The 26,650-nt window shown below is 58.1% G+C and carries 25 protein-coding genes; 15 read left to right on the top strand and 10 right to left on the bottom strand.

Going from position 1 to position 26,650, the window contains the following annotated elements; translation table 11 throughout:
• Positions 1–17 precede the first annotated feature (17 nt).
• The 3 genes from murJ to V6N04_RS01970 are packed head-to-tail and all read right to left on the bottom strand — an operon-like array spanning position 18 to position 5,498.
• Positions 18–1,556 carry a murein biosynthesis integral membrane protein MurJ gene (gene murJ / locus V6N04_RS01980; RefSeq protein WP_371168437.1) on the bottom strand — a complete coding sequence of 513 codons (1,539 nt, stop codon included), beginning with the start codon at positions 1,554–1,556 and terminating at the stop codon, positions 18–20.
• Positions 1,556–4,366, bottom strand: a complete 2,811-nt coding sequence (locus V6N04_RS01975; RefSeq protein ID WP_371168436.1) for a [protein-PII] uridylyltransferase — start codon at positions 4,364–4,366, stop codon at positions 1,556–1,558. The genes murJ and V6N04_RS01975 overlap by 1 nt, the downstream gene beginning before the upstream one ends.
• Positions 4,326–5,498, bottom strand: a complete 1,173-nt coding sequence (locus V6N04_RS01970; RefSeq protein ID WP_371168435.1) for a penicillin-binding protein activator — start codon at positions 5,496–5,498, stop codon at positions 4,326–4,328. Before V6N04_RS01970 ends, V6N04_RS01975 begins: the two co-directional genes overlap by 41 nt.
• 81 nt (positions 5,499–5,579) lie before the next feature.
• Between V6N04_RS01970 and rsmI the strand changes: the two genes are divergently transcribed.
• From rsmI to V6N04_RS01950, 4 genes are read left to right on the top strand one after another with little or no spacing between them, the layout of a single operon-like run.
• On the top strand, positions 5,580–6,437 hold the full coding sequence (rsmI, locus tag V6N04_RS01965) for a 16S rRNA (cytidine(1402)-2'-O)-methyltransferase (RefSeq protein ID WP_371168434.1): 858 nt from the start codon (positions 5,580–5,582) through the stop codon (positions 6,435–6,437).
• Positions 6,434–6,787, top strand: coding sequence for a YraN family protein (locus V6N04_RS01960; protein WP_371168433.1), 354 nt, complete (start codon positions 6,434–6,436; stop codon positions 6,785–6,787). Before rsmI ends, V6N04_RS01960 begins: the two co-directional genes overlap by 4 nt.
• A 59-nt stretch (positions 6,788–6,846) precedes the next feature.
• The gene (gene gshB / locus V6N04_RS01955; protein ID WP_371168432.1) at positions 6,847–7,788 is read left to right on the top strand and encodes a glutathione synthase; all 942 of its coding nucleotides are present in this window, start codon (positions 6,847–6,849) and stop codon (positions 7,786–7,788) included.
• Positions 7,785–8,717 (top strand): alpha/beta hydrolase, encoded by a 933-nt coding sequence (locus tag V6N04_RS01950; RefSeq protein WP_371168431.1) that lies wholly within the window; start codon positions 7,785–7,787, stop codon positions 8,715–8,717. The genes gshB and V6N04_RS01950 overlap by 4 nt, the downstream gene beginning before the upstream one ends.
• Here the strand turns inward: V6N04_RS01950 and V6N04_RS01945 are convergent.
• The 4 genes from V6N04_RS01945 to cobU form a co-directional block, all read right to left on the bottom strand.
• The gene (locus V6N04_RS01945) at positions 8,674–10,197 is read right to left on the bottom strand and encodes a YifB family Mg chelatase-like AAA ATPase (protein ID WP_371168430.1); all 1,524 of its coding nucleotides are present in this window, start codon (positions 10,195–10,197) and stop codon (positions 8,674–8,676) included. The two genes, V6N04_RS01950 and V6N04_RS01945, sit on opposite strands and share 44 nt — an antisense overlap.
• Before the next feature lie 62 nt (positions 10,198–10,259).
• Positions 10,260–11,132 carry a glutathione S-transferase gene (locus V6N04_RS01940; protein ID WP_371168429.1) on the bottom strand — a complete coding sequence of 291 codons (873 nt, stop codon included), beginning with the start codon at positions 11,130–11,132 and terminating at the stop codon, positions 10,260–10,262.
• A gap of 58 nt (positions 11,133–11,190) precedes the next feature.
• Positions 11,191–11,775, bottom strand: coding sequence for a histidine phosphatase family protein (locus tag V6N04_RS01935; RefSeq protein WP_371168428.1), 585 nt, complete (start codon positions 11,773–11,775; stop codon positions 11,191–11,193).
• Complete coding sequence (cobU, locus tag V6N04_RS01930) at positions 11,772–12,314, bottom strand: bifunctional adenosylcobinamide kinase/adenosylcobinamide-phosphate guanylyltransferase (RefSeq protein WP_371168427.1); 543 nt, start codon at positions 12,312–12,314, stop codon at positions 11,772–11,774. The genes V6N04_RS01935 and cobU overlap by 4 nt, the downstream gene beginning before the upstream one ends.
• 103 nt (positions 12,315–12,417) lie before the next feature.
• Here cobU and V6N04_RS01925 point away from each other — a divergent pair, with 103 nt between their 5' ends.
• The 6 genes from V6N04_RS01925 to V6N04_RS01900 all read left to right on the top strand — a co-directional run bounded on the left by V6N04_RS01925 (position 12,418) and on the right by V6N04_RS01900 (position 18,607).
• Positions 12,418–13,197 carry a ChaN family lipoprotein gene (locus V6N04_RS01925; protein ID WP_371168426.1) on the top strand — a complete coding sequence of 260 codons (780 nt, stop codon included), beginning with the start codon at positions 12,418–12,420 and terminating at the stop codon, positions 13,195–13,197.
• A 75-nt stretch (positions 13,198–13,272) separates the two neighbouring features.
• Entirely contained in the window at positions 13,273–14,472 is a 1,200-nt protein-coding gene (gene coaBC / locus V6N04_RS01920; RefSeq protein ID WP_371168425.1) for a bifunctional phosphopantothenoylcysteine decarboxylase/phosphopantothenate--cysteine ligase CoaBC, read from the top strand.
• Between the two features lie 49 nt (positions 14,473–14,521).
• Positions 14,522–14,986: a dUTP diphosphatase gene (dut, locus tag V6N04_RS01915; protein ID WP_371168424.1), complete on the top strand. Its 465-nt coding sequence runs from the start codon at positions 14,522–14,524 to the stop codon at positions 14,984–14,986.
• Positions 14,987–14,998: 12 nt separating this feature from the next.
• Positions 14,999–16,030 (top strand): HesA/MoeB/ThiF family protein, encoded by a 1,032-nt coding sequence (locus tag V6N04_RS01910; RefSeq protein WP_371168423.1) that lies wholly within the window; start codon positions 14,999–15,001, stop codon positions 16,028–16,030.
• On the top strand, positions 16,008–16,505 hold the full coding sequence (locus V6N04_RS01905; protein WP_371168422.1) for a GNAT family N-acetyltransferase: 498 nt from the start codon (positions 16,008–16,010) through the stop codon (positions 16,503–16,505). Before V6N04_RS01910 ends, V6N04_RS01905 begins: the two co-directional genes overlap by 23 nt.
• A gap of 77 nt (positions 16,506–16,582) precedes the next feature.
• Positions 16,583–18,607: a M3 family metallopeptidase gene (locus V6N04_RS01900; protein WP_371168421.1), complete on the top strand. Its 2,025-nt coding sequence runs from the start codon at positions 16,583–16,585 to the stop codon at positions 18,605–18,607.
• Between the two features lie 7 nt (positions 18,608–18,614).
• Here the strand turns inward: V6N04_RS01900 and V6N04_RS01895 are convergent, their stop codons facing one another.
• Both V6N04_RS01895 and V6N04_RS01890 read right to left on the bottom strand, forming a co-directional pair.
• A complete protein-coding gene (locus V6N04_RS01895; RefSeq protein WP_371168420.1) occupies positions 18,615–19,523 on the bottom strand; it encodes a cation diffusion facilitator family transporter in 909 nt (302 codons plus the stop codon).
• 56 nt (positions 19,524–19,579) lie between these two features.
• Positions 19,580–20,116 (bottom strand): SH3 domain-containing protein, encoded by a 537-nt coding sequence (locus tag V6N04_RS01890; RefSeq protein WP_371168419.1) that lies wholly within the window; start codon positions 20,114–20,116, stop codon positions 19,580–19,582.
• 127 nt (positions 20,117–20,243) lie between these two features.
• Here V6N04_RS01890 and V6N04_RS01885 point away from each other — a divergent pair, with 127 nt between their 5' ends.
• From V6N04_RS01885 to V6N04_RS01865, 5 genes are all read left to right on the top strand, one after another.
• On the top strand, positions 20,244–21,230 hold the full coding sequence (locus tag V6N04_RS01885) for a 2-hydroxyacid dehydrogenase (protein WP_371168418.1): 987 nt from the start codon (positions 20,244–20,246) through the stop codon (positions 21,228–21,230).
• Positions 21,231–21,278: 48 nt separating this feature from the next.
• Complete coding sequence (locus V6N04_RS01880) at positions 21,279–21,815, top strand: AAA family ATPase (RefSeq protein WP_371168417.1); 537 nt, start codon at positions 21,279–21,281, stop codon at positions 21,813–21,815.
• Positions 21,808–22,464: a hypothetical protein gene (locus V6N04_RS01875; RefSeq protein WP_371168416.1), complete on the top strand. Its 657-nt coding sequence runs from the start codon at positions 21,808–21,810 to the stop codon at positions 22,462–22,464. The genes V6N04_RS01880 and V6N04_RS01875 overlap by 8 nt, the downstream gene beginning before the upstream one ends.
• A 109-nt stretch (positions 22,465–22,573) precedes the next feature.
• Positions 22,574–25,084 carry a GcvT family protein gene (locus V6N04_RS01870; RefSeq protein ID WP_371168415.1) on the top strand — a complete coding sequence of 837 codons (2,511 nt, stop codon included), beginning with the start codon at positions 22,574–22,576 and terminating at the stop codon, positions 25,082–25,084.
• A gap of 122 nt (positions 25,085–25,206) precedes the next feature.
• Entirely contained in the window at positions 25,207–25,572 is a 366-nt protein-coding gene (locus V6N04_RS01865) for a GFA family protein (protein WP_371168414.1), read from the top strand.
• 4 nt (positions 25,573–25,576) lie between these two features.
• On the opposite strand, the gene V6N04_RS01860 is transcribed toward V6N04_RS01865, so the two are convergent.
• Positions 25,577–26,650 (bottom strand): DUF1513 domain-containing protein, encoded by a 1,074-nt coding sequence (locus V6N04_RS01860; protein ID WP_371168413.1) that lies wholly within the window; start codon positions 26,648–26,650, stop codon positions 25,577–25,579.

The raw sequence follows: 26,650 nt of genomic DNA, 5'->3' as shown, positions 1-26,650 counted from the left end.
AAAAGCACGGTTTTCGCTTATCCCCGACGCAGTGAGGCCTTGATCTCGGACAGGCGGAATGCGCCGAAGAGTTGTCCGATAAACCCGTATGCAATGATCCCGCCGATCACGAGGACAGCAAGGGCGATAATGTCCAGACCGGGCAGGCCAAACATGGGACCGAGCACGATGACCAGTATCCAAAGCACTGCTCCCATCGCCCAACTGGCCGCAGCCGTGCGCCAGAAGCGTTTCCAGAAGCGTGCGTCAAAGCGGGTTGTTTCCCCCATGCGCGCGGCCCCGATCCAGGTCAGCCCTGTGATGGTCCAGCCGGCAAGCGTCGTTCCGATAGCCGCCGCGATGAAACCCAGCGAATAGCTGAGCCCGATCGCAACCACCAGATTGACCACCATGCCGACAAGCGCGAAATAGAAAGGCGTGCGGGTGTTCTCGCGCGCGAAGTAGACTGACGCCAGCACCTTTTGCAGCACGAAGGCTGGCAGGCCTGCACCGTAGATCGCTGTGGCAAGCGCAGTATTTGCCGTGTCATCCGCCGTGAACGCGCCGCGTTGAAATAGCACCTCGATCAGTTGAAATGGCACGATCATCAGGGCGACCGCAGCAGGGAAAGTGAGGGCAAGCGACAGTTCGCCGGCGCGGCTTAAGGCATTGCGGCTGGCGGCGGCTTCGCCTGATCTAAGGTTGCGCGACAGTTCCGGCAACAACACGATGCCGATGGCAATGCCCACCACCCCTAGCGGAAGCTGGTAAAGCCGGTCCGCATAATAGAGCCACGCCACCGCGCCGTCGAAGAAACTGGCCACTTGGCGGCCAACGAGAAGGTTGATCTGCGTAACCCCCCCGGCGAGGGCAGCGGGCGCGGCAATAATCGCTAAACGTTTAAGTTCGGGTGTCATATGCGGCATGCGCGGTACGATGCGATAACCCGCCCGACTGGCGGCAACCCAGACCAGTGCGACTTGTGCGATCCCGGCTACGGGAACAGTCCACGCTAGCGCCGTGCCGATGTCATAGCCCAGGCTGTACGCGGCGAACATCGCGGCGATAAAGATCACGTTCAACAGTACCGGAGCTGCCGCCGCAGCGACAAAACGACCGGTGGCGTTCAGCACGCCCGACAGCAGGGCCGCCAACGAGATAAACAGGATATAGGGGAAGGCGATGCGCCCAAACGTGACCGCCAGATCGAACCTGCCATCCGCGGAAAAGCCAGAGGCCATGGCGTAAACCAGTGCAGGCATGAAAATCTGCGCAATGATCGAGAATATGATCAGGATAAAGGCCAGACCCGAAAACGCATCGCGGGCGAACTCAAGCGCGCCGTCGCCCCCTTCGTGTTTCTTGGAAAACATCGGCACGAAGGCCACGTTGAGCGTCCCTTCGGCAAAGAAGCGGCGAAACATATTGGGCAGGGAGAAGGCGATCAGAAAGGCCTCGGCAATTGCGGATGAGCCAAGGAACGCCCCGATCATGATGTCGCGAACAAAGCCCAGAATGCGGCTGGCCATGGTCCAGCCACCCACGGTCAAGAAACTGCGCGCCAGTCTGGAGGCCATTATGCTGTCGCCCTTTCGGCACCCTGTTCAATTGCTGTGCGCAATTTCTGCTCTAGAAGCTTTTGTTTGTGTTCGGCGTGGAATTTCAAACCGAACATATCCTTGACGTAAAACGTATCTACCACCTGTTCGCCATAGGTCGCGATCACAGCACTTGCAATGTAAACATTCGTGTTGGCGAGTGTCCGCGTCAGGTCATAGAGCAGGCCGGGACGGTCCCGGGTGTCGACCTCGATGATCGTGTAAATCTCGGACCCTTCATTGTCGAAGGTGATATGGGTCGGCACCTTGAAGACCCGTTCGCGCTTTTTCAGCTTGTCGCTGTTGGCGTTCGCTTGGGTGGCGACCACTTCGCCTTGCAACAGGCGGTGGATCATCTTTTCGATCCGTTCTTTGCGGGCGACATCAAACGGGTGGCCATCCGCATCCTGCACCCAGAAACAGGCTGTGGCGTAGCCGTCCTTGGATGTATAGGTGCGGGCATCTACGATGTTGGCGCGCACTGCAGTCAACGCGCCTGCAATTCGCGAGAAGATGCCGGGATGATCTGCCAGAGCGAAGTAAACGCGCGTCACGTCGCGTTCCTCATCTTCATAGATGTCGACGCGCACTTCGTCATCTTTGATGTCACGCAGAAGGTTTGCAAAGACCTTGTGTGCCGTCACGTGAAGCCCTTGCCAGTAACTGTCGTAATGACGGGATGTTTCGGCCCGAAGATCTTTAGCCGACCAGTCTGACAGTTCTTGGCGCAGTGCACGTTTGGCTTCAGTCCCGCGCGAGGCACGGTTAAGATCCTCCATCCCGTCTTCCAGCGCCCTTTGGGTCTGGTTGTAAAGTGTACGGATCAGCGTGGCTTTCCAGTTGTTCCATGTGTCCGGCCCAACCCCGCGAATATCACAAACGGTCAAAACCGTCAGTAGTTCCAACCGCTGCATCGTGCCCACCGCCTTGGCGAAATCGCGCACTGTGCGTGGATCAGCAATGTCGCGTTTCTGGGCCATATCCGACATCAAGAGGTGATATCGCACCAACCACTCAACGGTTTCGCAATCCTTGGCACTCAGTCCTAGCCGAGGTGCTACTTTGCGCGTGATCTGCGCCCCAAGGATCGAATGATCTTGCGGGCGGCCCTTACCGATATCATGCAACAGCATCGCCACCATCAGTACCTTGCGATTGACGCCACGCTCCATGATCTCGGTCGAGATGGGCAGCTCTTCCCCAAGCTCATGCCGTTCGATCTGCGTGAAGTTCGAGATCACCTGAATCGTGTGCTCGTCCACAGTGTACGAGTGATACATGTTGAATTGCATCATTGCGACGATGGGCTCAAATTCAGGAATAAACGCCCCCAATACGCCAAGTTCATTCATCCGGCGCAGCGCGCGTTCGGGGTTGCCGTGTTTCAGCAGCATGTCCAGGAAAATCCGGTTGGCTTCCTTGTCGTTGCGCATCTCGTCATCAATCAGATCAAGATTGGCAGACACCAGCCGCATGGCATCTGGGTGGATCAACATGCCCGTGCGCAGTCCTTCCTCGAACAGTCGGAGGATGTTCAGCTTGTCGGACAGGAATTTCGCGTCATTGGTCAGGGCAAGTCGGCCATGTTTGACCACGTAACCCGCCTTCACCCGTTTGCGCCGTTTCAAAAGGCGCATCAGGGCGGGTTCTTTCTTCAGGTGTGCGGCCTCAAGCGCTGTCAGGAAGATACGCGTCAGATCACCCACCTGCGTGGCGTGGCGGAAATAGGCCTGCATGAAGTGTTCAACCCCGCGTCTGCCTTCCGTGTCTTTGAAGCCCAGCCTGTCAGCCACTTCGACCTGAAGGTCGAAGGTCAGTTGGTCTGATGGGCGGCGTGTAACAAGGTGAAGCTGGCAGCGGACGGCCCACAAGAATTCTTCGGCCGCACGGAAGGTCGCAAATTCATCTTCCGTGAACACGCCCTTCGAAATCAGATCCTCAGGTCTCGCTACTGGATGTTGGTACTTGGCTACCCAGAAGAGCGTTTGAAGGTCGCGCAATCCCCCCTTGCCCTCTTTCACATTGGGCTCAACCCGATACCGCTGATTACCTTGCTTTTTGTGGCGTGCATCACGCTCGGCCAGCTTTGCTTCGATAAACTCGGGCAGCGTGTTCTTGAACAGATCGGACCAAAGTCGGTCGCTGAGTTCCTGCGCAAGGTCGCCGTCTCCGCAAACGGGGCGTTTTTCCAGCAGAGCCGTTCGGATGGTGAAATCCTCGCGACCCAGACGCAGACAGTCATCGATGGTACGTGACGCATGGCCGACTTTCAGGCGCAGGTCCCACAGCATATAAAGCATGCTTTCGATCACGCTCTCAGCCCAAGGGGTGATTTTGTAGGGCGTCAGGAACAACAGGTCGACATCCGATTGCGGCGCCATTTCGCCTCGTCCATATCCACCAACCGCTAGTAACGCGATCCGTTCGGATGCGGTGGGGTTTGATATGCGATGCAGTTTTTCCACCGCGACCCGATAGACAAAGGTCACAACACAATCAGTCAGATAGGCATAGGACGCGATGGCGGGATAGGCCTGCAAGGGATGCTCGGACAGGGCGGTGGCAATACGTTCCCGCCCGGAGTTAAGTGCGGTTTTTAGTGCTGCGACCGTGCAGTTGCGCACGGCAGCTGCATCTTTGGCATCCTCGAATTCGACATTTAGCTGTTTCCAAAGCACGGCTGCGTCGAAAATATCCGACGCCGCGCAGATCAGGTCCGGGACCGGGGCAAAAGCCTCCCGGCTGGGTTCAGAACCCGGCACCGCCAAAGCTTCTGGGTGCAGGGTCAATCACGACGGCCTGATTGTTTTGAATTTGGGCAATGGCCAGACCGCGTTGGTTGGTGCCATTGGGCAGCAAGCGGAAGATGCCGTTCACACCAACGAACCCTTGAGATTGAGTAAGCGCGGTGCTTGTCAGAGCATTCGAGCGTCCGGATTTCGCAAGCGCACCAATCGCAGCGATGCCGTCATAGGCCAGCCCGGCAATCGGATGAGGTGCCGCGCCGTACTGGGCGCGATAACGGCTGGCGAAGCGATTTGACAGGCCCGGATCAGGCAACGCAAACCATCCGCCTTGGATGCCAGGCAGCGCAAGCGCATTTGCCGGGATGTCCCAACGCTGCAATCCGATAAATTGGGTGGTGGCTGGGCTCACGCCATTTTCCGGCAACAACCCGGCAAGGAACGGAAGTGCTCCAGATGTGCCGGAGGTGATGAACACCGATTGCGCACCAGAGGATTTCACTTTCGAGCTGATCGTCGGTAGCGCATTCACGATCCCATTCTGTGTCAGTTCGTAGGATGCCGTGCCAGCAAGTGTTGCGCTTGAATTTGCAATCGCGGATTCGATGGCTGCACGCCCCTTGTTCTCAGCCTGATCATTGCCGTTCAGGATCATGATACGACCCTTGCCGCTGCGTGCGGCATAACGGACAAGGCGGTTCGCGGTGTTTTGGAACGTGTTTCCAAGCACAAAGACATTGCCACCCGCGATATCTGGATTGTTCGAAAAGCTCAGCACATTGACGTTCCGGCTGGCGACAGCAAGACCAGCAGAGTTGGCGCTTTGTGCGAATACCGGCCCAAGGATGATTTTAGCACCGTCCTGAACCGCTTCAGCCGCTTTGTTGGCCGCAATCGTCGGATTTCCGGCGGTGTTGTAGACGCGCAGATCGATCTCGACCCCAGACAATTCGGACATCGCCATACGGGCTGCATTTTCCAACGAGGCCGCGAGACTGGCGTCATTGGCCGACCCAGACCCGCCGGGCACCAACAGAGCCACGGGAATCGGTTTGCCAGGATTGATGTTCTGCCCGGTTTGAGGGCCTTGGATGCCGCACGCTGCAAGAGCTGTCAGAGTTAGCGAGGCAGTAACTGCCCCCAACGCCTTGCGAGTACGAGTGAAAACGGAGAACATAATAAAATCCTTTCCCGGGCGCGGTACAATACTGCGTTAACAGACCCCGGTATCATAGCTTCAACAACAGACAGGTCCAGTGTGAAACCCCAAACCGCTCCGCTTGATGCAGGCCTTTATCTGGTGGCGACACCAATCGGCAACGCTCGTGATATTACTTTGCGTGCCCTCGATACGCTTGCCTCCGCCGATGTGATCGCCGCCGAGGACACGCGAACAGCTCGAAAATTGATGGATATTCATGGAGTTGCACTGAGTGGGCGAAAGATGATCCCCTACCATGATCACTCAAGTCAAGCAGCGCGCGCCGGGATCGCGAAGCTGATCTCTGACGGTAAATCCGTGGCTTATGTTAGCGAAGCGGGCAGCCCATTGATTGCCGATCCAGGGTTTGCTTTGGCACGCGAGCTGGTGGCGCAAGGGCATATGGTGACGGCTATCCCCGGCCCCTCGGCGACACTGGCTGCGCTCAGCCTGTCTGGGCTTCCAACAGACAGGTTCTTGTTTGCGGGGTTCCCACCCTCAACAAAAGGTGCCCGCGCCAAATGGTTGGCCGAACTTTTGCCAATACCGGCGACGTTGGTATTCTTCGAAAGTCCGAAACGCATTCAGAAATTGTTAGGTGAATTGTGTTCGTCTGGGCAAGGCACACGCCAAGCAGCGATTTGCCGCGAACTGACCAAAAAGTTTGAGGAAGTGAAGCGTGGAACGGTTGCCGAATTGACTGAAGGGCTGGAAAAGAACCCAATCAAAGGCGAAATCGTGGTTGTTCTGAACCGCGCAGCAGAGGTGCAGGATGAAGGCGCGATGGAGGATATGTTGAAACACGCGATGCAGGACATGTCGATGAAAGACGCGGTGAACGCGGTATCGAATGCGTTGGGACTTCCACGCCGCAAAGTTTATCAAGCAGCTCTTGAGCTAGGTAAGGCAAAATGAGCGGCCTTAAGTCCTATCTGTCGGGGCAAGCGGCTGAACAATGCGTGGAGGCAGATTATACACGTCGCGGGCATCTAGTGACCGCGCGCCGGTGGCGCGGTCGTCACGGAGAGGTCGATCTGATCACTCGCGAGGGTGACACGGTCGTGTTCGTTGAGGTCAAGAGATCGCGTGACTTTCTGCGCGCGGCAGAGCGGATCACGAAATCTCAGCTAGAGCGTATCTATGCGACTGCATGTGAGTTTCTTGAAGCTGAACCGGAAGGCCAGTTGACCCCAAGTCGCTTTGACGTGGCGTTGGTTAACGCGCAGGGTGAGACTTATATCATCGAGAACGCGATGGCATATTGAAGCCCATTGCGCATTCGACTTCTCTGTCCCATGTAAGGGAAAAGTCAGGAGAATGTGCCATGTCGCTTAAAGTCGCTATCCAGATGGATCCGATTGATCACATCGATATCAATGCCGATAGCTCGTTTCGTATTGCCGAAGAGGCGCAAGCCCGTGGCCATTCGCTGTTTTATTACACGCCGGATCAACTAAGCTACCGTGAAGGTCGGGTGATGGCGCGTGGTTGGCCCCTGACTGTCCGGCGCGAGCAAGGAAACCACTTCGCACTTGGCGATCTGACCGATGTCGATCTGGCGGACATGGATGTGGTCTGGCTGCGTCAGGATCCGCCATTCGATATGGGCTATATCACCACCACGCATTTGTTGGACATGGTTCATCCCGACACGCTTGTTGTGAATGATCCGTTCTGGGTGCGGAATTATCCCGAGAAATTGCTGGTGTTACAGTTTCAGGACTTGACGCCACCGACAATGATTGCGCGCGACTTGGAGACTATTAAGGCTTTCAAGGAACAGCATGGAGACATCATCCTGAAGCCACTTTATGGCAATGGTGGTGCAGGAGTGTTTCGACTTGATCGAAATGATCGCAACCTTGCCTCGTTGCACGAGCTGTTTGCCGGCATTAACCGCGAGCCGTTGATCGCGCAGAAGTTTCTGCCCGATGTGTCCAATGGCGATAAGCGGATCATCTTAGTTGATGGTGAACCCGTAGGGGCAATCAACCGTGTACCTGCCGCCGGTGAGACACGATCCAATATGCATGTTGGCGGGCGGCCCGAAAAGATTGGTTTGACCAAGCGAGATCAAGAGATCTGCGCCGCCATTGGGCCTCTGCTTCGCGAGAAGGGCCAGATTTTCGTCGGGATCGATGTGATTGGTGACTATCTGACCGAAATCAATGTGACCTCTCCAACCGGCATTCAGGAGCTGGAACGCTTTGATGACGTCAATATTGCGGAAAAAATCTGGCAGGCGATCGAGGCACGCCGGGCATGAGCATTCAACTGACAGCGGCGAAAGTGTTTTCGCGGCTGTTTGTGAAAACACGTTTGCGACATCTTAAAGATCTAAGATTTGCGCGAAAAGAGTTGGAGTTTGCTGGAAACTGGATTTTTCGCGCTCCGCCATTTGCGTGGTACCGAGACATTCATCTTACAGACACGCTGTCTGCACTGTGGATCGAGTCACGCCCGGCAACCCGGCCCGCCCCCTCGGATCGGGTAATTTTGTACTTTCACGGTGGCGGGTTTGTCGCTGGGTCGCCCCAAACGCATCGCAAACTCTTGGCCCGTCTGGCGTGGCTTACCGGCTTACCGGTTTGCGCACCGGATTATCGAAAAGCGCCAGAACATCGATTTCCAGCTGCGGTTAACGATGGATTTTCGGCCTTTCAGGCGTTGATTGATCGTGGCTACGACCCCGGCAACATCATTTTCGGAGGGGACAGCGCAGGCGGCGGGCTGGTCTTTTCGGTGCTTGCCAAAGCACAAGGCGTCCTTCCCAGCCCACGCGCTGTTTTTGCCTTCTCGCCAATTGTGGATTTGCGGTTCACCTCGCCCTCATTTGAGGAAAACAAGGCGTGTGATCCACTATTGCCTGCAGAGCGGCGCGATCTTGTTGTTGATAATTACCTTGGCGGGCAGTCGGCGGATGACGCTTTGGCGTCGCCGATCCTCTATGATTTTCATGCCCCTCCACCGGCATTTTTCCAGTTCTCGTCCACCGAGATTTTGCGCGACGAAAGCTTGCGCATGGCGCGGGTGCTAAAAGCTGCTGGCGGAAAGGTCGAGTTGGATGAATGGCCCGATGCACCGCATGTATGGGTTATTCAGGATGGATACTTGCCAGAGGCGCGCGTCGCGCTGCGCCGGACCGCAGATTTCATCCGCCGACAGTTTCACGATGCGACACCAGGCGAAAACTAAGTGCTTCAGCGATGTGTTTTCTGGTCACATCCGGGGCAGCCTCAAGATCAGCAATGGTGCGCGCCACACGCAATATCCGGTGATACCCACGCGCAGATAGGCCGAACCGCTCTGAGGCTTTGACAAGGATATCCCGGCCGTCGGTGTCCGGATTTGCGACTTCGGCCAGCATTTCACCTTCGATATCGGCGTTGGTTGTCACGTCGGGGTGGTCGGCATATCGGTCAGTCTGAATGGCGCGCGCTGAGGTTACGCGGGCGGCGATCGCATGTGATTGCTCGCCATTCGCTGGAAGATCGAGGTCTTGAAACATGACCGGTGGCACCTCGATCCGCATATCAAACCGGTCCAAAAGCGGCCCCGAGATGCGCCCCATGTAATCCTCACCGCATAAAGGCGCGCGGTTGCAGGCCCGGTTGGGATCGGTCAGGTGCCCGCATTTGCAAGGGTTAGCGGCGGCGATAAGCAAGAAGCGGCTGGGATATCGTACATGCGCATTTGCGCGCGCAACTGTGACATCGCCAGTTTCCAGCGGCTGTCTAAGCGTTTCCAAGACCTGACGGCTGAACTCTGGGAATTCATCCATGAACAGGACGCCATTATGGGCCAGGCTGATCTCTCCCGGTTTTGCTCCGCGTCCGCCACCGACCATCGCGGCCATAGAGGCCGTGTGATGCGGCGCTCGGAAAGGACGGGTCTGCGAGATGCCACCCCCTTCAAGCAAGCCCGAAACAGAGTGTATCATCGAGGTTTCAAGCGCTTCGCTGGGTGACATCGGGGGCAGAATACCGGGCAGGCGGGCCGCCAACATGGATTTTCCTGAACCGGGAGGTCCGACAAGCAACAAGTGGTGACGTCCGGCAGCGGAAATTTCTAACGCGCGTTTCGCCCGCTCCTGACCCTTCACGTCTCGCAAGTCCTTCCCAACGGCGTCGACCGAGACGTTTCCCGGTTCGGCCACCTGCAGGGGGGCCTGTCCTGAGAAGTGCTGAAGAACCGCGGCGAGGGAGGAAGCGGCGTGAACGCGTGTGGCACCGATCCAGGCGGCCTCGGATCCGCAGTCTCTTGGACAAAACATCGCCAGATCGTGCTCGGCGGCGGCAAGGGCGGCGGGTAGTGCGCCGGTTACCGGCAGAAGCGAGCCATCCAGTGCAAGTTCCCCCAATGCGACCACATCGGCGATGTCTTCTTTCGGGATGATACCGGCCTCTGCCAATAGGGCCATCGCGATGGGCAGGTCGAAATGCGAGCCTTCCTTTGGTATGTCGGCAGGTGACAGGTTGATAACGATTTTCCGGGGCGGAAGCGCGACCGACATAGCCGAAAGGGCCGCGCGCACACGCTCGCGTGCCTCTGACACGGCCTTGTCGGGCAGGCCGACGATGGCGAAGCTGGGCAAGCCGGGCGAAAGTGCGCATTGCACCTCGACCAGTCTTGCGCGGATACCTTCGAATGCGACGGTGTTAATCCGGGAAACCATGCTCAACCCTACGTTTTGGGGATGAGCCTAGTGCTACGTGGTTACTGAAAGGTTAATCATTCTTAACCTTTGTGAGCGGCAACCATCTTCGTGAACGCAGGCCATGCTTCTGGGTCGTTCAAGGTCTTGTCCCGGCATGTTGGATTGCAAAACCCCCAAACCTGACCGTCCATCTCAAGGTAATCTGTGACAGGATCGCCAGAGTACGGGCATTTGGCGTTGAGCGATGGCCCGTCGGACGGCGTTGCGGGGCGCGGTATCGGTCCGGGCCATGCGGTTATGGGTTGGCCGTCGATATACGGCACGGGATCGTAGGTTTTGGTCAAACCAAGCGCTCGCCAGCGCCGAAAGGCTGGGTCAGACAGATGAGTTTCAACATATTTTTGTGCGGGGTTTGAAACCCGCAGGCCAAAACCCGCGATCCGCGCAGCCACTGGGGCAAAGAACACATCCGCCAGCGAATAGCTGCCAAACAACCATGGCCCGTCGTTGGTATCTAGTGCCATTCCCCACAGCGTTTCGATCCGCTCAAGATCCGCTCTTACACCTTCCGACGGGTTAAATTCGGTTAACTGCCCCAAAAGCTGCATTGGGCAGTCGGTACGCAAGTCGACAAAGCCAGAATGCATCTCGGCCGTCATCCAGCGGGCGGTGGCACGCTGCGACGGGTCGGCCGGCCACATACCGGCGTCCGGGTGGCGTTCTGCCAATGTCTCGGCCATGGCGAGTGTATCGCCGACGACTGTTCCCTCTAGTGTCCGCATCACAGGGACCAGACGGGCCGGTGCCAATGGTATTAGATCGTCTTTCATGGTGCCCGAATAGAGCCCGACAAGATGGGTGCGGGCTGGGATGTTGAACTTCTCAAACATCAGCCAGCCGCGCAGGGACCAGCTCGAAAACGTGCGGTCACCGATATACAAATCATAGGTCATAGCGATGACCGTAGCGCGCATGCGCCCGCAGGCAAATCGTCATTTGTGACGAATGCGATCAAGGCAGGTGATTGATGGAATGCACTGACCAGCCCCGCCCGTCCCAATCCAGTCGCGTGACAGAGAGGTTGTCGATCTTGTGACCGAGCGCCTGATAGGGGGTCATATCGCCCGCCCGCGCGATCTGGGTCAGGATGACGCCGAAATGGGCCACCGCAACCACATGCCGATGCCCTTGGGGATTCAATTGATCAACTGCACCCGAGACACGCGCGGCAAGCTGGTTCCAACTTTCACCACCAGGTGCAACGTGATCGCCGGGGTCTTCCCAGAACGCGCGTGCAAGCTCTGGGTCGCGGTCCGAGACCGTCTGCCAATGCAAACCGTCCCAATCGCCAAAGTGAAATTCTCGTAACGCTTCGCGATGGGGCAACCGAAGGCGGGTCGATTGGATGGCATCTGCGGTGGCAATTGCTCGGCTCAAATCTGATGACACCAATGCTGCGTCTTGGGGCAGGGCGTTGGACAGCCGATTGATTGCGTCTGTATCCGACAAATCCGCAGGCAAATCGCGCCAGCCGACCATCGTTTTCGCATGGGTCGGCCCATGGCGCACCCACCACCAACTGACCGGCCCGATCATGGCGCACCGGCTGGCAATGTGCCTTTCAGCGTCAGGGGAAGCCCCGCCATAACGGTGATCACAAGATCTGCACGCTGGGCAAGTCTTTGATTAAGCTCACCTTGTGCCTGTCGAAACCTGCGGGCCAGCGCGTTTTCAGGCACGATCCCCGTGCCAACCTCGTTCGAGACTATGACGACGGGGGCTTTGCATGATGTGAGTGATGCAAACAGTCCAGCCTCGGCTTCGGCTAAGGCCAGATCGGCGCCCATCTGGTTGGACAGCCACATGGTCGCGCAGTCCAGCAAGACCACCTCGTCCGCCCTGATCTCGGTCAGTGCGGGACCGATCTCCAAAGGGGCTTCAATGGTGCGCCAGTTGCCGCCTCGGCGGGCTTGGTGGCGTTCGATTTTCGCGCCCATCTCGTCATCGAAAGCCTGTGCGGTGGCGATATAGGCCAGCAGTTGGCCGGTGCTAAGCACCAACCGCTCGGCGTAATCCGATTTGCCAGAGGCAGCGCCGCCGAGTACGAGTGTCAAAGAGGGAAGTGTAACCGTCATGGCGATTGACTAACACCACGACACGGTGTCCGCCAAGGCGAAAGCGCTTGAGCACCGTCGCGCATGACCCTAGCCTGCACCTATGATTTCAGGTTTGTTTTTGATGGCGCTTATGCTGCCGCTAGCGGCACACGCGACGGATGCTGGACCGACCACCGCCGATTTCGCGCTGATGCGGCAAGCCGACGTGGTTGTCTTGGGCGAGACTCACGACAATCCGACCCACCATCACGTACAGGCTGAGATTATCGCGGACTTGCAACCGCGCGCTTTGGTGGTCGAGATGCTGACACCGGATGAGGCAAGCGATTTGGTGGCGGATCCGGCCGGTTACTCGGCCCAATGGTCTGAAAATGGCTGGCCGGACTATGCGATGTACTTGCCAATCTTTACCGCGAGCGATGCGCTGGTCTATGGCGCAGGCGTCACGCGCGAGGTGGCGCGTGCAAGCTACAAGGACGGTGTTGCCGCGCATTTCGAAGGCGATGTTCAGGCATTCGGGCTGTCCGATCCCTTGCCGACGGACCAACATGATCAACGGATCGAGTTACAGTTTGACGCCCATTGCGAAGCCATGCCCCGCGTTGCGCTGGGCGGCATGGTCGAAGTGCAGCGCCTGCGCGACGCCACTTTGGCGCGCGTGACATTGGAGGCCCTACAGAAATCGGCGCAAAACGCTGATGGCCCCGTCGTCGTGATAACCGGTAATGGACATGCCCGTGCCGACTGGGGCGTGGCGTCTTACCTGCAGCGCGTGCAGCCGGGGTTGCGTGTTATCTCGGTCGGTCAGTCCGAGGATGGGGTACGACCGGAAGGCGGGTTTGACCTGGTCTATGATGCGCCTGCCGTGATCCGTGATGATCCTTGCGACGCCTTCAAGTAAACTCGCACCCAACTGACCATTGATCACACCGCCCCGGTCCCTTAACTGTTTGAAGAACCTAGTAAGGGGACGCATATGCTGGCTGGCAAACATATCCTTTTGATCATTGGGGGCGGGATCGCGGCGTTTAAGTCGCTGGACCTGATCCGCCGTCTGCGTGAACGCGGGGCCGAGGTCACACCGGTGATTACGAAGGCGGGACAGGAATTCGTGACGCCTCTTTCTGCCTCGGGTCTGTCCGCGCAGAAAGTCTATACCGAGCTTTTCGATCTGACGGACGAGGCCGAGATGGGCCATATCGAGCTGAGCCGCGCGGCTGATCTGGTGGTCGTGGCTCCGGCGACGGCGGACCTATTGGGCAAGATGGCGGGCGGGCTTGCCAATGATCTGGCTTCGACCCTGCTGATGGCCACCGATAAGCGTGTGCTGGTTGCGCCCGCGATGAATGTGCGGATGTGGGAACACCCCGCGTGCCAGCGCAACGTTGCGACATTGAAAGACGATGGCGTGCTGTTCGTTGGGCCGAACGAAGGCCCTATGGCCTGCGGCGAGTACGGCCCAGGACGCATGTCCGAACCGCTTGAGATTGTCGCGGCAGTAGAAGCTGCGTTGATGGATGGCCCCCTCAAGGGCAAGCACGTCGTTGTCACCTCGGGCCCGACGCATGAGCCGATTGACCCGGTGCGTTATATCGCCAATCGATCTTCCGGCGCACAAGGCACGGCTTTGGCGCGGGCGCTGTCGGCGCTCGGAGCTGATGTCACTTTTGTTACCGGACCCGCGGACGTACCGCCACCGGGCGGCGTGAAAGTTGTCGCTATCCAAAGCGCGCAGGACATGCTGGAAGCGGTCAAAGCCGCATTTCCTGCGGACGCCGCTGTGTTTGCTGCTGCCGTGGCGGATTGGCGTGTGGCATCGGCCTCGGACAAGAAGATCAAGAAAGACAAAAAAGGCAGCCTGCCGGTTCTGGAGTTTGCCGAAAACCCCGACATTCTGGCCACCGTTAGCCAGATGAAAAAAGGACGTCCTGAGCTTGTGGTGGGTTTCGCTGCCGAAACCAACGACGTGATTGCACATGCCACCGCGAAGCGCGAGCGTAAGGGCTGCGACTGGATCGTCGCCAATGATGTCAGTCCGGAAACGGGTATCATGGGTGGTACGGAAAACGACGTGACGTTGATTACGGATCAAGGAACCGAAGACTGGCCGCGCATGGGTAAGGATGACGTGGCGCGCCAACTGGCTGCGCGTATCGCTGAGGCGTTGGACGGGTAGATTTTGTGCCTCCGGCGGGGATATTTGGGACAAGAAAAAAGAGGGGCAGATGCCACAGATTAAAGTCGTACACGCTGAAGGCGCAGACCCTGCTGTCGCTCTGCCCAGCTATGAAACTGCTGGTGCGGCGGGTGCTGACCTGCGTGCCAATTTCCCAGCTGAAAAGCGTGCAGAGGGTCTGACTCTTTCCCCAATGGAGCGTTGTATTGTCCCCACGGGTCTGCGTGTTGCGATCCCAGACGGGTATGAGATGCAAATCCGTCCCCGTTCGGGCCTGGCCGCTAAGCACGGTATAACTCTGGTCAATGCTCCGGGGACGATAGACAGCGACTATCGTGGGCCGCTTGGCGTGATCCTGATCAATCTTGGTTCCGAGCCGTTCACCGTTGGACATGGCGATCGCGTTGCGCAAGCGGTGATCGCCCCGGTGGTTCAGGCCGGATACGAGTTGGTTGATGCATTGACCGAAACCACCCGTGGTGCGGGTGGGTTTGGCTCCACCGGGCGTGGCTGATCGGAGACCGATGTGATCTGGGTTCTTCTCTGGGCGGGCGTCATCTGGATCGGCGGAGGGTACGGCGGGCTTAGCCGCAACCGGCGCTGGCAGCTCACCGCGCTTCTGGGCGCGGTCGTGTTGCTGAGTCACGTCATCCTTCCTGAAGGTAGCGGCATACGACGCGCCTTGGGCGGTAACCTATTGTCTTGGACTGTTGCCTTCGTGATTGTTGGCCTTGTCGCTGGTTATGGGCGTGTCATTTTGTGGCTACGCAACCGCGCGCCGAAAGCCCCTGAAGCTTCTGTTAGCGAAGGACCATTCACCGACGCCGAACTCGACCGATATGCTCGTCACATCGTGTTGCGCGAAATCGGGGGGGCGGGGCAAATTGCCCTAAAAAACGCCCGTGTGCTGGTGGTTGGTGCAGGCGGGTTGGGCTCGCCCGTGCTTATGTATCTGGCTGCCGCAGGGGTCGGAACAATCGGGGTGATTGATGACGATGTGGTCGACAATTCCAACCTGCAACGGCAGGTGATCCATAAGGATACGGATATCGGCACGCCAAAGGTGTTTTCGGCCGAAGCCGCGATGCGGGAACAGAACCCTGCAATCGAGGTGCGACCCTATCATCGACGACTGACAGATGACATCGCGCGGGAACTTTTGGCGGACTATGATTTGGTTCTGGAAGGCTCCGACAATTTTGACACCCGCTATCTGGTCAATCGCACAGCCGCGCAGCTTGGCATCCCGATGATCAGCGGTGCGCTTAGCCAGTGGGAAGGGCAGGTGTCCACTTTCGACCCAGCACACGGGGCACCGTGTTACCAATGCGTGTTCCCTGAAGCCCCTGCGCCCGGACTGGCCCCGTCCTGTTCCGAGGCTGGCGTGATCGGTCCGTTGCCCGGCGTGATCGGTGCGATCATGGCGACCGAGGCAATCAAAGAGATCACCGGTGCTGGTGAAGGACTGCGAGGGCGGATGCTGATCTATGACGCAATGTATGCCGACACACGGATCATTCGCACTGCGAAACGTGATGGATGCCCTTGCTGTGGTTGATCTGGAGCTGTGTCCTTTGTCGGTTGAGGATGCGCCGGGATTGTTCGCATTTGAGGTCAGGAACCGCGACTACTTTGAACGCCATGTCGGGCCGCGACCGGACACCTATTGGGACCTGACCAGCCTAACGGATGTGCTGCAAGCGCAGGTCGGTGCAGGCGAAATGATGTATCTGCTCAAGTCCGGCGGCAAGATATTGGGGCGGGTCAACCTGACTGCTGTGGACAATGGTGTGGCGCAGCTTGGTTATCGGGTCGGCGAGGAATTCACCCATCGGGGCATCGCCACGAAGGCCGTGACGCTGGCAATCGATAGGGCAACAGAACACGGCCTGTGGGCGCTTGAGGCGCGTGTGCTTTTGAACAACCCCGCCTCTAAACGCGTGCTTGAAAAAGCTGGGTTTACCTGCACAGGGCAGGATAGGATCGGCGATCTTGAGTGCGAGACCTTTCGTCGGGATCTTGATCAGGATTGAAACAGCCTGCCGATTTGCTCCCGTCTCTGGTAATCTGGCGTTGTACCGCATAGCTACTCTTAAAAGGAGAGCCGCCCATGTCCAATCCGCTTCTGTCCACTTGGAACACCCCGTTTGAAATCCCGCCGTTCGATGTTATCACCGACGCCGATTTTGAACCCGCCTTTGAGGCCGCACTGACAGAAACCCGCGCGGCGATTGACAAGATCGCGGGATCGGATGACGCGCCAAGTTTTGTCAATACGATCGAGGCGCTGGAGCTGGCGGATGCGCCGCTCGACCGTGTGCTTGGCGTGTTTTACAACGTAGCGGGCGCGGACAGCACGCCGGACCGCGAGGCGCTTCAGCGGGTGTTTTCACCTAAGCTGGCGGCGTTTTCGTCCCAGGTGACGATGAACGAGGCGCTGTTTGCGCGGATTGAAACGCTTTGGCAGGGGCGCGATGCGCTTGACCTGACAGAAGAACAGCAACGGGTTTTGATGCTGACGCGTCGCCGGTTTGTGCGATCGGGTGCGTTGTTGAAAGGGGCGGACCGGGATCGCCTTAAAGACGCGCAACAAAGGCTTGCCGCACTGGGCACCGATTTCACGCAGAACCTTCTGGCTGATGAGCGAGAGTGGGTCATGCCACTTGAAGATGCCGATCTTGAGGGCCTGCCGGATTTCGTTACCAATGCCGCGCGCGCCGCGGGGGCTGAGAAGGAATTGGATGGCCCGGCCATCACGCTGGCTCGTTCGGTCATCACGCCGTTTCTACAGCACTCTCCGCGTCGTGACCTGCGCAAGTCAGCCTATGAGGCTTATACTGCGCGCGGTGCAAATGGGGGCGACACGGACAACCGCGCAATTGCCGACGAAACCCTCGCCCTGCGCGAGGAACGCGCGCGGCTTCTTGGCTATGACAGCTTTGCTGCGTTCAAGCTCGAGACCGAAATGGCGGGCACCCCGGACCGGGTGCGTGATCTGCTGATGCAGGTCTGGGAACCGGCTAAGGCAGCAGCGCTGCAAGACGCGGCGACAATGACAGAAATGCTGCACTCAGATGGTCACAACGGCGATCTGGAGCCGTGGGACTGGCACTATTACGCGGAACGCCGTCGCGAGGCAGAGCATGATTTGGATGAGGCCGAGATCAAGCCTTACCTGCAACTTGACCGGATGACCGAGGCCGCATTTGACACGGCGCACCGGCTGTTCGGGCTGGCGTTTGCACCTCTGGACGTCACGCTATACCACCCGGATGCGCGTGCGTGGGAGGTGACACGTGACGGAAAGCATGTGGCGGTCTTCATCGGTGACTATTTCGCGCGGGGATCAAAGCGTTCGGGTGCGTGGTGTTCAGCCATGCGCAGCCAGCAAAAGCTGGCGGGCGATATCCGCCCGATCGTTGTGAATGTCTGCAACTTTGCCAAACCCGAGGCCGGTCAGGCAGCGCTTCTATCTTGGGACGATGCACGCACGCTGTTTCACGAATTCGGTCATGCGCTGCACCAGATGCTGTCGGATGTAACCTATCCTTCGATCTCGGGCACGTCGGTTGCGCGTGATTTTGTGGAACTGCCCAGTCAGCTTTACGAGCATTGGTTGGAGGTGCCAGAGGTGCTGGGCAAATTTGCGACGCATGCCGAAACCGGCGAACCGATGCCAAAGGCGCTTTTGCAACGGCTTTTGGCTGCATCGACCCATGACACAGGGTTCCAAACGGTCGAGTTTCTGTCTTCGGCGCTTGTCGATCTGGATTTTCATGACGGCCCGGCACCAAAGGATGCGATGGCTGCTCAGGAGGCCACATTGGAGCGGATCGGCATGCCGTCTGCTATTCGGATGCGCCACGCGACCCCGCATTTCGCGCATGTCTTTGCGGGGGACGGGTATTCGTCCGGTTACTACAGCTACATGTGGTCCGAGGTGATGGATGCTGACGCGTTTGAGGCTTTTAAGGAATCTGGTGATGCGTTTGATCCGGAAATGGCTGCCAAGCTTGAAGATCACATCCTGTCCAAAGGCGGTTCGGTCGAGGCCGAAGACCTCTACACCGCCTTCCGGGGTCGTTTGCCCGGTGTTGGCGCGCTTTTGAAGGGGCGCGGGCTGGCGGCCGAGTGACCGGTCCCTAATTGCGTGACGGATCGTCGGGGTGCGGTGTCACGCCGACCGGGTCTTTGTGGATCATGACGTCGGTGTCAGGATATGCGTGCAAGATTGCGCGGCGCAGGCTTGCCCCGATGGCATGGGCATCTTCAAGCGTTTGGGAGCCGTCCAATTCGATATGCATGTTGATGAAAGTGAGAGAGCCGGATCGACGCGTCTTCAGATCGTGAAAGCCGTGTACACCGGGGTGGGCGGCGGCGATTTGCTCGACCCCGGCGACAAGATCAGGGTCCGCGGCGTGATCCATCAGGCCATCCCAGGCGGTTTTGAAGATGCGGACGGCTCCAACGACCAACATGATCGCGGCGCCGATGGCGACGACACTGTCGACCTGTTCCATCCCAAAGAGATTAACGACCCAAAGCGACAGGATGGCGCCGATATTGGGAATAAGGTCGCCCAGATAGTGCAGGCTATCGGCCTTAACGACCGCTGATCCGGTTTGCCGGGCAACGTGCCGCTGCCACAAGACCAGTGCCAAGGTCAGGCCGATGGAAATCACCATTACCGCGATCCCACGCACGGGTGCCATGATCGGCGCCGGTTCGCCCGAAAGCAGTCTGGCGATGGCGGCCCAAGTGATGACGCCGGCGGACACCATTATGAACAGGCTTTGACCAAGTGCAGCCAGATCTTCGGCGGCGGAATGTCCGAAAGCATGGTCGTCATCGGCTGGGCGCGAGGCATACCAAATTGCTGCAAGTGCCCCAAGAGACACCATCAGGTCCATTGCGCTGTCCGCAAGCGATGCGGCCACCGACAGGGCCTGTGTCTCGCCCAAGGCCCAGAGTTTAAGGGCGACCAATGTAACCGCCACCAGCGCCGAGGCGATGCCAGCAGATAGGTTTAGTCTGGTGCGTGTATGCGTCATCGTCTCTGGGCTACCCTATCAAAGCGGCGGGGCGCAAGCGTGAGGGTGTAAGGGCCCTAATCGATCACTTCGGTGTCGCGTACGCCCCAAAGGTTACCTTTTGGGGTCCAACCACGGATACCATCCGCTTTCACCCGGCACCAATCTGGGCTGCACGTCTCGATCCGTGCAATAACGCCGGTCTCAAGATAGGCGTTGATCTGGCTTTCGGGGTCGGCGCGGCTGTAAAGCGCGCTTAGGTCGGTTTCGATGATGGCCGTTCTGGCACCAGACAGCAGCGAGTAGTGGACCCAGCCTCCTACGCCATCGCGGTCGCGTACTTGGCGCCAATGACCATACTCGCCTGTGATTTCCAGCGGCATGCCTTTGTGTTTGAAGACCCAGTCGATACGGTGGCGCAAAGATGGGCCGCGCCGCACATTGCCCTCTGACGTTTTCAGGGACACAAATCTGGGCATAGGCAGGTTGGTGACCGGACCTCGTTCGGGGGCGGCGGTGTTTTCGGTCGCCAGCGCGGGGCTGTGCCACACCAAAACCATAACGGCAAGAACTAGTCCCGCCAGCGCACTGGATATCCGCATATGTGCTTTCATGTTCTGCCTCACCCCAACTTGCGCGCAATTTTCTTTCGCTTGCGTCGCAGCGGTGCTTGTACCTTGCCTCGATCCTTGTCACTTTGGCAGGGAGACGCGCAAAAGAAAAGCCAAAGGGAGGGCCAACATGCCCGCTGAACGTCTGAGTGTTGTTGTGACGCGACGGTTGCCCGAGGTTGTTGAGACCCGGATGACGGAACTTTTCGATGTTGAGCTTCGGGATGATGACACACCGATGACGCGCGAGGCGTTAGCCGAGGCTATGACGCGGTGTGATGTGCTGGTGCCGACCATCAACGATCAGATTGACGCCAACATGCTGGCCCGCGCTGGTGAACGCTTGCGTTTGATCGCGAATTACGGCGCTGGGGTGGACCACATCGATGTCAACTCGGCACGCGAACGGGGTATTTTGATCTCGAACACGCCGGGTGTGTCGGCGGATGATACGGCGGATATGGCCATCGCGCTGATTCTGGCCGTTACACGCCGGTTTCCCGAAGGGATACGCCTGATGACCTCTGGCGACTGGGCCGGTTGGTCGCCCACTGCGATGCTGGGGCACCGTATTCAGGGGCGTCGGGTCGGTATTCTTGGCATGGGCCGAATTGGGCAAGCGGTCGCTGCGCGCGCGCGGGCGTTTGGGATGCAGGTGCATTACCACAACCGAAAGCGGCTCCACCCCCAGATTGAAGAGAGCCTCGAGGCCACATATTGGGAAAGCCTGGACCAAATGGTGGCCCGGATGGATGTGATTTCCATCAATTGTCCACATACGCCGTCGACCTTCCATCTGATGAATGCGCGGCGCTTGAAGTTGATGAAGCCCGAGGCAGTAATCGTGAACACCTCACGCGGTGAGGTGATCGACGAAAACGCCCTGACGCGGAGGCTACGTGCAGGCGAGATAGCGGGCGCCGGGCTTGACGTTTACGAACACGGGAACGAGATCAATCCCCGTTTGCGCGACCTTCCCAACGTGGTTGCCCTGCCTCATATGGGGTCGGCCACGGTCGAAGGACGGGTCGAGATGGGCGAGAAAGTCCTGATCAACATCAAAACCTTCGCCGATGGTCACCGTCCACCGGATCAGGTCGTGCCGGGGATGTTGTAGCAGGACTTTGGCCAATCTAATGCTTTTGGATTGGGAACAAGGACGAAGATGAAACGCGTGATGGTTATTGGACAGCCGGGCTCTGGCAAATCCACCCTTGCGCGCGAATTGGGGAAGCGCACAGGCCTTCCCGTTATCCATATAGATAAGATTCACTGGATGCCGGGTTGGGTTGAGCGGGATCGGGAAGAAAAGACGCGGCTCTGCCGCGAAGTCCACGCACGGGCGCAGTGGATTTTCGAAGGTGGCCATTCAGTGACATGGCCGGAGCGGTTGTCGCGATGTGATACGCTGGTTTGGTTGGATGTCCCTTTGGGGTTGAGGGTGTGGCGCGTATTTTGGCGAACGTTCAAAGACTATGGTAGGAGTCGTGTTGATTTGCCTGATGATTGCCCAGAGAGGTTTAGCTTCGAATTCTATCGCTACATCTGGAAAACCCGACATAGTGCGAAAAGAAACATCGAGGCTTTGATCGCGACGGCGTTAGATAAGCGTATCGTGAAGTTAACCGGTCAGGCTGAAATTGCTCGGTTTCTGGAGGATAGTAGCGTCTGTACAGGGGCAGAGAACCATCAAAATGCTTAAAATCATGGCCGTTTTGACGTTGATCCTTTTGTCAGCTTGCGCGCGCCCTCTTTCCGACACCGAAGTCGAGATGTCGCGGCTTTTGTTCGGCGATACGCTGGATACGGACAAGGTTCGCGTTCGTGCTGGGATTGGCGTGTTGCCCTTGCCGCAGCCGAAACCGGACGCAAAAGCTGCGCCGAAACCCCAGGCTCGGAAATTGCCGAAGGGCATTTGCCATCGCGTCCCTCAGCCCAACCGAAAAATCCAGTTTCCTGCAGGGCTTGTTCTTTGGAATCAGGTGTTCCTAAAACGCGACTTTTATCGCGCCGATATGTTCGAGGGCTGGCCCGAAAGCCTGCCTATGCCGCAGGCGTTGTTGATGGCGCACGAACTGGTGCATGTCTGGCAATGGCAAAACCGCGCGCGCACCGGCTACACGCCTTGGCGGTCCGGCGCAGAGAGCCTGCGTAAAGGCGATCCCTATTACTGGCCCGCGCGCGAACCCGGCGCTTATCTGTCCTATAACTTCGAAGCGCAGGCCGCGATGGTCGAAGACTATATGTGCATGACGCTATTTGATCCCACGAACCCACGTCGCGCCGAGCTTGAAGCGCTGATCGGCCCGGTTCTACCGGTGGCAAACCTTGGCAAGGTTTCGGGGCGCTAAAACCGTCACTATGTCGTTTTCTCGCAGGTAAGGGTCGGGCAGGCTTAGCATAATATGCGCCCTTACGGCATGTATATTGCAACATATTATGCCCCAAGGGAGTCGCCCCATGAAAACCCAAGTCAAAGCGCTTGTCGTCGGCGGTGGAGCCGTCGGTTCCTCGATCGCCTATCACCTGGCCAAGGCCGGCTGGGATGATGTCATGCTTTTGGAGCGCGACGAGCTGACATCCGGTTCGACCTGGCATGCGGCCGGACTGCTGCCATTGTTCAACATGTCCTATGCGACGACCCACATCCACGACTACTCGGTCAAGTTTTACAAAGAGCTTGAAGCAGAGACCGGGTTGAACGCGGGCTTCGCCGTGGTTGGCAACCTGCGCATGGCGCAGACGGACGAGCGTATGGACGAATATATGCTCTACGCCTCGACCGCGGACACGGTTGGTATCAACTACGAGTTTCTGAGCCCCGATCAGATCAAAGAGCGTTGGCCGTTGATCAAGACCGAAGACCTGAAGGGTGCGATTTATCACACCGAGGACGGCTACATTAACCCCGCCGATGTGACGCAAGCGATGGCAAAAGGTGCGCGTCAACGGGGTGTCGAGATTGTGCGTAAGATGCAGGCCGATGCGTTCCATTGGAATGGCACCCATTGGGAAGTCACTTGCACCAAGATGGTCGAGAAGGGTGGCAATCTTGTGGCCTCGGACGAGCAGGTGGTGATTACCGCTGAGCACGTCGTGACAGCATCCGGCAACCACGCGCAACGCACCGCCAAGATGCTGGGCATCAAAATCCCAGCGATCCCGGTCGAGCACCAATTCATCGTCACCGATGTCGATCCGTCGCTGCAAGCTTACCGCGAAGCTGGCAATCCGGAGCATCCGGTGATCCGTGACGCTGATGCGCAATCCTATGTACGAGAAGAGCGGGGCGGCTGGATCCTTGGTGTCTATGAAAAACACGCCCCGGCGTGCTTCGAACATGGCGTGCCAGACAGCTTCCGCGCCGATCTGTTCCCGCTCGATCTTGAGCGGATTGAAGAACAATACATGGCAATGATCCACCGCATGCCATCCTGTGAAGAAAGCGGCCTGAAGGACGATTTCAACGGCCCGATCTGTTACACGCCTGATGGTAACCCGCTGGTTGGTCCGGCTCCGGGTATGCGCAATATGTGGCTAGCCGAAGGCTTCAGCTTTGGCATCACCGCCGCTGGCGGGACAGGGTATTACCTTGCCCAGATGATGGTTGATGGCGAGGCCGAGATCGACATGGCGTCGCTCGACCCTAAGCGCTATTCTTCAAGCTGGATGACCACCGAGTTCGCCGCGCGCAAGAACGAAGAGTGTTACGATCACGTTTATATCCTGCACCACCCGGACGAAGAGCGCCCAGCGGCGCGTCCGTTGCGCACCTCGCCTGCTTTTGACCGTCAGAAGGAAAAGGGTGCGCAATTCGGTTGGGTGAATGGCTGGGAACGTCCAAATTATTACGGTCCGCTTGATGCGCCGTCGAATTTTGACGAAGAAGCCCGCTCGTTCCGCCGTGGCGGCTGGTGGCAATACGCGGTCGACGAGGCGAAAGCGATCCGCGAAGGTGTCGGCCTGATCGACGCGACGGCCTTCACCAAACACAATGTCTATGGCCCCGGCGCGACCGCGTTCTTGGATTGGTTTACCTGCAACAAACTGCCCAAGATTGGCCGCATCAATCTGACTTACGCGCTGACCAGCCATGGTACCACGCGGACCGAATACACCATCGTGCGCCGGTCCGAGAACGAGTATTACCTCGTTTCCGCAGGAGCTTGGACGGAATACGATCAGGATTATCTGCTGAAGGCCGTCGAAGACTGGAGTACTGGCGGATCGAACGATTGGGTTGGCGTGCAGGACGTGACCACGCAGTGGGGCGTTTTCGCTATCGCAGGTCCCAAATCGCGTGATGTTCTGAAAGAGATCATCAATGACGCGGACCCAGAGACTGCGCTGTCCAACAAACGGTTCCCATGGCTGTCAGCCAAACACATCGAACTGGGCATGTGCCCTGTGAATGCGATCCGTGTGGCCTATACGGGCGAACTCGGTTGGGAACTTCACCACCCGATGGAGATGCAGAACTATCTGTGGGATCTTTTGACGAGTGCTGGTGAAAAGCATGGGCTGAAGCTGGTCGGCGCACGGGCACAAAACTGGTTGCGTCAGGAAAAATCCTATCGTGCCTTTGGTACCGAACTGGGCCGTGACGCCACCCCGGCTGAGGCCGACCTGCCGCGTTTCATCGACCTTGAGAAAGACTTCCACGGTAAGGATGAGATGGTCGCAAAAGGTATCCGGTCGAAATGTGTGACGCTTTTGATCGACGGGCCGGATGACGCCGATCCGTGGGGCCGCGAGGCGTTGTTTGATGGGGATGCCAAGGTGGGCCGCCTGACCTCGGGTGGGTACTCTGTCGCGTTTGGAAAGTCGATTGGCATGGGCTATGTTACGCCTGAGCTGGCTGTGCCGGGCACTAAGCTGAAGGTGAAAATGCAGAACAAACTCTGGGATGCAGAGATCACCGTCGATAGCCCCTATGATCCGAAGAACGAGACGATCCGTATGAACGGATAGGTTTTACGATCAGGTATTGATGATGGCCCCCACGCGGGGCCATTTTCGTTTCTGCTGCACAATTTGTTTGCCTTTTGTTCTCACCTCGGGCAGTTTTGTTGGACGCTAGATGGGAGGGAACTATGACAGAGAAAATCAAGGGTGGCTGCCATTGCGGAGCCGTGACGTTCGAAGTCGACCCACCCGAGTTTGTGGTGTCGTGCAATTGCTCGATATGCCGTCGATATGGCGCTTTGTGGACACATTGCCCACCCAACAATGGGACGATACTGACAGGGCAAGACAACCTCAAAACCTATAGCTGGGGCGACAAGATGATCGATTTCTGTAGCTGTAAGACGTGTGGGGCGGTGACTCACTGGGCGGCAGGAGAAAATGCAGATCAGGATCGGATCGCACTGAATATGCGCATGGCGCCGCTGGAGGTGATGGACGGGCTGAAGGTGCGCCGCTTCGATGGAGCACACTCGTGGGAGTTTCTGGACTGAGAGCCTACAACGAGATCAGATGATTGTCCCATGCGTAGTCCTGACTGACCGCTACAAATCGCTCCGTGCCTTCTAGGCGGTGAACGAACCCGCCGTCACAGGTGATTGCTAGCCCGCCGTTGGGTGCGGGGGCAACGCCCGATGCGGTCCCGCGCCTGCTGCTGCCTGCTGGCGTGCCGTGTGCGTCATAGTAAATCACTTGATTGCCGCGCGGCCCGGAGACCGCAATCTCGCCGGTCTGTGGGCAAACAGCGATGGAACCTGCATAGTTTTTCAGACGAAGATCGTCTGGATGAGGTAAAAATTCTGATTTACCACCGCGCATATGGCGCATGACCAAGGGCACCTTGTGCGTCGGATTGCCTTGCCATTGTAGCGCAGCAATCACCGCCCCCATGCCGTCAACAGCAATGTGGCGGATCGAGTTTTGGTGCATCTCGCCGCTAAGTTCGACCTGATCCGCAATCTGCCCATCGGCTGTTAGATACGTCAGGTTTGTGCGCATGGTGGGCAGGTTCAGCTTCGCGCGCGCCATGTCCGGGTACGTTTGAATTCCGCCATTTGCGACCACGAAACCACCATCCGGCAGTCGCAGGATTTCGTGGGGCCCGATCCCACCCGCTGGGACCTCTCCCAGCCGGCGATATCTGTCCGCGGCGTCCCAGACCCCGATCACACCAGCCGGGCCGTCATAGTTATTTTCGGTTGTGAACAACGTTTTGCCATCGGCGGAATAGGCACCGTGGCCGTAGAAATGCCGCCCCTCTGGGCTTTCCAGGCGGGCGACCTCGTGGCCGCCAATGCACTCGATGACGACAGCAAAGCGCCCCGGTCTGCGTGCAAAAGCCACAGCCTCGGGCCGTTTTGGATGGATACTGGCAGCATGGCCGCGGCTCGGGATGGGCAGCTCGAATATCAGTTCACCTTCGCGGGTAAATCCGACCAACCAAGACGACTTGTCTGCACGATTGCCAGCCGTGATGAAGTCGGGCGACCCGGCTGCGGCCCAGCCTGGCTGCGCCAGTCCGGCCACACCGACGCTTGCAGACAATCCCGATAAGAAAGAGCGGCGTTTCAT

The organism is Aliiroseovarius conchicola (genome assembly GCF_041403445.1).
Taxonomy (GTDB): Bacteria; Pseudomonadota; Alphaproteobacteria; order Rhodobacterales; family Rhodobacteraceae; genus Aliiroseovarius; species Aliiroseovarius conchicola.
The sequence above is the reverse complement of the archived record's forward strand: the minus strand, read 5'-3'. Positions and strand labels throughout refer to the sequence as shown.

Coding starts and splice junctions, on each gene's coding strand:
- murJ (WP_371168437.1), bottom strand. CDS start 1,556: ATGGCCTCCAGACTGGCGCGCAGTTTCTTGACCGTGGGTGGCTGGACC.
- V6N04_RS01970 (WP_371168435.1), bottom strand. CDS start 5,498: ATGTTCTCCGTTTTCACTCGTACTCGCAAGGCGTTGGGGGCAGTTACT.
- V6N04_RS01960 (WP_371168433.1), top strand. CDS start 6,434: ATGAGCGGCCTTAAGTCCTATCTGTCGGGGCAAGCGGCTGAACAATGC.
- gshB (WP_371168432.1), top strand. CDS start 6,847: ATGTCGCTTAAAGTCGCTATCCAGATGGATCCGATTGATCACATCGAT.
- V6N04_RS01950 (WP_371168431.1), top strand. CDS start 7,785: ATGAGCATTCAACTGACAGCGGCGAAAGTGTTTTCGCGGCTGTTTGTG.
- V6N04_RS01945 (WP_371168430.1), bottom strand. CDS start 10,197: ATGGTTTCCCGGATTAACACCGTCGCATTCGAAGGTATCCGCGCAAGA.
- V6N04_RS01940 (WP_371168429.1), bottom strand. CDS start 11,132: ATGACCTATGATTTGTATATCGGTGACCGCACGTTTTCGAGCTGGTCC.
- V6N04_RS01935 (WP_371168428.1), bottom strand. CDS start 11,775: ATGATCGGGCCGGTCAGTTGGTGGTGGGTGCGCCATGGGCCGACCCAT.
- cobU (WP_371168427.1), bottom strand. CDS start 12,314: ATGACGGTTACACTTCCCTCTTTGACACTCGTACTCGGCGGCGCTGCC.
- V6N04_RS01925 (WP_371168426.1), top strand. CDS start 12,418: ATGGCGCTTATGCTGCCGCTAGCGGCACACGCGACGGATGCTGGACCG.
- coaBC (WP_371168425.1), top strand. CDS start 13,273: ATGCTGGCTGGCAAACATATCCTTTTGATCATTGGGGGCGGGATCGCG.
- dut (WP_371168424.1), top strand. CDS start 14,522: ATGCCACAGATTAAAGTCGTACACGCTGAAGGCGCAGACCCTGCTGTC.
- V6N04_RS01905 (WP_371168422.1), top strand. CDS start 16,008: ATGGATGCCCTTGCTGTGGTTGATCTGGAGCTGTGTCCTTTGTCGGTT.
- V6N04_RS01900 (WP_371168421.1), top strand. CDS start 16,583: ATGTCCAATCCGCTTCTGTCCACTTGGAACACCCCGTTTGAAATCCCG.
- V6N04_RS01895 (WP_371168420.1), bottom strand. CDS start 19,523: ATGACGCATACACGCACCAGACTAAACCTATCTGCTGGCATCGCCTCG.
- V6N04_RS01890 (WP_371168419.1), bottom strand. CDS start 20,116: ATGAAAGCACATATGCGGATATCCAGTGCGCTGGCGGGACTAGTTCTT.
- V6N04_RS01885 (WP_371168418.1), top strand. CDS start 20,244: ATGCCCGCTGAACGTCTGAGTGTTGTTGTGACGCGACGGTTGCCCGAG.
- V6N04_RS01880 (WP_371168417.1), top strand. CDS start 21,279: ATGAAACGCGTGATGGTTATTGGACAGCCGGGCTCTGGCAAATCCACC.
- V6N04_RS01875 (WP_371168416.1), top strand. CDS start 21,808: ATGCTTAAAATCATGGCCGTTTTGACGTTGATCCTTTTGTCAGCTTGC.
- V6N04_RS01870 (WP_371168415.1), top strand. CDS start 22,574: ATGAAAACCCAAGTCAAAGCGCTTGTCGTCGGCGGTGGAGCCGTCGGT.
- V6N04_RS01865 (WP_371168414.1), top strand. CDS start 25,207: ATGACAGAGAAAATCAAGGGTGGCTGCCATTGCGGAGCCGTGACGTTC.
- V6N04_RS01860 (WP_371168413.1), bottom strand. CDS start 26,650: ATGAAACGCCGCTCTTTCTTATCGGGATTGTCTGCAAGCGTCGGTGTG.